Origin of the sequence: Marinigracilibium pacificum (assembly GCF_012926615.1) — a bacterium.
In the GTDB taxonomy this organism is placed as follows: domain Bacteria; phylum Bacteroidota; class Bacteroidia; order Cytophagales; family Cyclobacteriaceae; genus Mangrovivirga; species Mangrovivirga pacifica.
Map to the genome: position 1 here is coordinate 1 of NZ_JABBNU010000032.1, position 909 is coordinate 909.

Sequence of the window (909 nt, forward strand, 5' to 3'; positions counted from 1 at the left end):
AAAAAAAAAAGGAGACAAAATCGGATTCGTTGATAAAGACATGAATACTGTTATTCCTTTTGAGTATGATTATGTTACGGCATTTACAGAAGAAAGAGCATACGTTGAAATAGCAGATAAAAAATTCATAATTAATACCAAAAACGAAAGATTACTTGATGTTTCTCAATATTTTGGTGTCAGAATTGACAATCAAAGCGCTGGAATTGTGGCCGTAGAAACAGAAGAAGGAACACATTTTGGAGCAATCAACCTAATAAATGGCGAAATCACTTTTTCTATAGGAAATCATGTTATTCAAGAATTTAAAAATGGGTTGGCGCCAATAAATTTAGGATATGATGAAAATGGAGAACCATCGGCTGCTGTAATCAATACTCAAGGAGATTTTGTTATTCCACAAGGAAAATACAATTCTATTTGGCATGTTGGAAATTTAATAACGGCTGCTGACTATGAAAAAAATATTGAAGACGTATATGATTTAGATGGAAATTTCATCTTTTCTACTAAATATGGAATTGGCACTTTTGACTATACCAAATCAAATAATATCTATAGGTTTAGTGATATTGAAAGTTCACCACGAATGTATGGCTCAATTGATGAAAAAGGAAATATAATTACCCCTTTAAAATATCACAACATTGATGACAATGGTTGGTCAAAAGACGGGTTAATTTTAGTTCATTTAAATGATCAAATCTTTTATATTGACCTAAATGGAAGAGAATATAGAAAACAGGAGTCAGAAAACACACAGGCTAGTAATTTAGCTCTTGAACAGACCTTCTAATTTGTTGCTTACCACACATTCCTTTTTGAATTCAACCTTCCTTTTGATATTTTTGAGCTTTGACCAAAAACAACTATGACTGTCAGATTTATTTTTTTATTCGGCATATTAAT

At 31.0% G+C, this 909-nt stretch carries 1 protein-coding gene; it reads left to right on the forward strand.

Going from position 1 to position 909, the window contains the following annotated elements:
- On the forward strand, positions 1-796 hold a 796-nt coding region (locus HH304_RS21100), incomplete at its 5' end, for a WG repeat-containing protein (RefSeq protein ID WP_169685283.1).
- Between the last annotated feature and the right edge of the window lie 113 nt (positions 797-909).